Genomic DNA, 3,137 nt, shown 5'->3' on the forward strand with positions numbered 1-3,137 from the left:
GGTAGCTTCCAGAATTGATCTGTGTAACACTAGGAAGCCTACCGAAGCTATTTTTTAACGGGAGGTCAGGTAATGGCGATCGCCACCATTAATCCCGCCACTGGGGAGACGCTCAAAACCTTTGAGGCGCTCAATGATGCAGAAATTGCCGCTAAACTCGATTTAGCTAATCAGACTTTTGAACAGTATCGTCAGACAAGTTTCTCTGAACGATCGCACTGGCTGCAAAAAGCTGCTGATATTTTAGAGCAAGACAAAGCAGAATTTGCTAAGTTAATGACTCTAGAAATGGGTAAACCATTTAAAGCTGCGATCGCGGAAGTCGAAAAATGCGCCCTCGTCTGTCGTTACTACGCCGAACACGCCCCTGATTTTCTCGCTGATGTCAGTGTAAAAACTGATGCCAGCCAGAGTTTTGTACGTTATCAACCAATGGGTGCGATTCTCGCGGTGATGCCGTGGAATTTCCCCTTCTGGCAAGTGTTTCGTTTTGCAGCACCTGCCCTGATGGCGGGAAATGTCGGCTTACTCAAACACGCTTCCAACGTGCCGCAGTGCGCCTTGGCAATTGAAGATATTATCCGACGGGCAGGTTTTCCTGAAGGTGCGTTTCAAACTCTATTAATAGGCGCTGCCAAAGTTGCCGATTTAATGGCTGATGACCGCGTAAAAGCTGCCACCTTGACCGGAAGCGAACCAGCCGGTGCATCCCTCGCCGTCGCCGCCGGCAAACAAATTAAAAAAACAGTTTTGGAATTAGGAGGAAGTGACCCGTTTATTGTGTTAGAAAGTGCTGACTTAGAGACAGCAGTTGTCACAGCTACTACAGCGCGGATGTTAAATAACGGGCAATCATGTATTGCAGCGAAACGTTTTATTGTCGCAGATGCGATCGCAGACAAATTTGAAAAATTGCTTTTAGAAAAATTTGAGGCGCTCAAAGTTGGCGATCCTATGCAACCAGATACCGATTTAGGCCCACTGGCAACACCTGGTATTCTCCAGGATTTAGATCAACAAGTGCAAGGTGCTATTAGCAGCGGTGGTAAAGTCATCATCGGTGGACATCCTTTATCAGATCGTCCGGGAAACTTTTATCCGCCAACAATTATCATAGATATCCCCACCGACACACCAATCGCAAAAGAAGAATTCTTTGGCCCGGTAGCCTTGTTATTCCGGGTTCCAGATATCGATGCTGCTATTAAACTCGCTAATGACAGTCCCTTTGGCTTAGGTGCAAGTGCTTGGACAACCAACGACCAAGAGAGCGATCGCTTGGTTGAGGAAATCGAGGCTGGTGCCGTGTTTATCAACAGTATGGTTAAATCCGATCCTCGGTTGCCCTTTGGTGGCATCAAGCGTTCTGGATATGGCAGAGAATTGAGTATCCAAGGTATACATGAGTTTGTCAATGTTAAAACCGTGTGGGTTAAATGATTAGTCATTGGTCATTGGTCATTGGTCATTGGTCAAATGACAAATGACTAATGACAAAGAACAAAAGTCTTATTCGTTAATAGAGTTGTCGGAAAATAAAATGAATACAGCAGAATTATTGGTGCAGTGCTTAGAAAATGAAGGAGTGCAATATATTTTTGGACTCCCTGGCGAAGAAAACCTGCACGTTTTGGAAGCGTTAAAACATTCTTCGATTAAATTTATTACGACTCGTCATGAACAGGGTGCAGCATTCATGGCCGATGTCTACGGACGCTTAACAGGAAAAGCCGGAGTGTGTCTTTCTACTCTTGGCCCTGGGGCAACCAACTTGATGACTGGGGTAGCAGATGCTAACCTCGATGGTGCGCCCTTAGTGGCGATTACCGGTCAAGTGGGAACAGATAGAATGCATATTGAATCCCATCAATATTTAGATTTGGTGGCAATGTTTGCACCTGTTACCAAGTGGAATAAGCAGATTGTGCGACCGAGTATTACACCCGAAGTAGTGCGGAAAGCATTTAAGCGATCGCAATCTGAAAAACCTGGCGCAGTTCACATCGATTTGCCAGAAAATATTGCTGCTATGCCCGTCGAAGGCAAACCTTTGCGTAAGGATAATATCGAAAAAACCTATGCATCTTTTGCTAGCATTCGGGCCGCCGCCGCCGCAATTTGCCAAGCAGTTAACCCATTAATCTTAGTTGGAAATGGAGCAATTCGCGCTCAAGCAAGTGATGCCGTAACGCAATTTGCCACCTTACTGAATATACCTGTTGCCAATACCTTCATGGGTAAAGGCATAATTCCCTACACACATCAACTAGCTTTGTGGTCAGTGGGATTACAGCAAAGAGACTTTATTACCTGTGGCTTTGATAACACAGATTTAGTAATTGCGATCGGCTATGATTTGATTGAGTTTTCCCCCAAGAAATGGAATCGTAATGGTGAAATTCCCATTGTGCATATTGGGGTAAGTCCGGCGGAGATTGATAGTAGTTATATTCCCAACGCCGAAGTCGTGGGAGATATTTCAGATTCCCTCTATGAAATTTTAAAATTAGCAGATAGACAAGGTAAACCCGATCCTTTTGCTATCAGTTTAAGGTCAGAGATTCGGGCTGATTACGAACAGTACGCCCATGATGATGGATTTCCCATTAAGCCGCAAAAGTTAATTTATGACTTACGGCAAGTGATGGGCCCTGATGATATCGTCATCTCAGATGTTGGCGCACATAAGATGTGGATGGCCCGTCATTATCATTGCCATAGTCCCAATACTTGCATAATTTCCAACGGCTTTGCAGCTATGGGTATTGCCATTCCTGGCGCTTTAGCAGCAAAACTGGTTCATCCCAAACGCAAAGTCGTGGCTGTAACAGGCGATGGCGGCTTTATGATGAATTCTCAGGAATTAGAAACAGCCTTGCGTGTCGGTACGCCCTTTGTCACGATAATTTTCAATGATGGTGGCTATGGGTTAATTGAGTGGAAGCAAGAAAATCACTTTGGTAAAGGAAACTCATCCTTTGTGCATTTTAGCAATCCTGATTTCGTCAAATTAGCCGAAAGTATGGGTTTAAAAGGCTACCGAGTTGAATCGGCTTTAGATTTAATTCCCACTTTGAAAGAAGCCCTCGCTCAAGATGTACCTGCGGGTATATATTGTGCCGTAGATTATCGGGAGA

The 3,137-nt window shown here is 44.8% G+C and carries 2 protein-coding genes; both read left to right on the forward strand.

The annotated features are described in order from the left end of the window. The first annotated feature begins 72 nt into the window (after positions 1-72). Positions 73-1,440, forward strand: coding sequence for an NAD-dependent succinate-semialdehyde dehydrogenase (locus tag IQ229_RS20580; RefSeq protein ID WP_194046920.1), 1,368 nt, complete (start codon positions 73-75; stop codon positions 1,438-1,440). Positions 1,441-1,540: 100 nt separating this feature from the next. Beyond that, the coding region (locus IQ229_RS20585; RefSeq protein WP_194046922.1) for an acetolactate synthase large subunit at positions 1,541-3,137 on the forward strand (1,597 nt) is incomplete at its 3' end.

The sequence above is a fragment of the Nostoc cf. edaphicum LEGE 07299 genome (assembly GCF_015207245.1).
Classification (GTDB): domain Bacteria; phylum Cyanobacteriota; class Cyanobacteriia; order Cyanobacteriales; family Nostocaceae; genus Nostoc; species Nostoc edaphicum_B.

Excerpts from the sequence above, each read along its gene's own strand:
- IQ229_RS20580 (WP_194046920.1), top strand. The coding sequence starts at position 73 with ATGGCGATCGCCACCATTAATCCCGCCACTGGGGAGACGCTCAAAACC.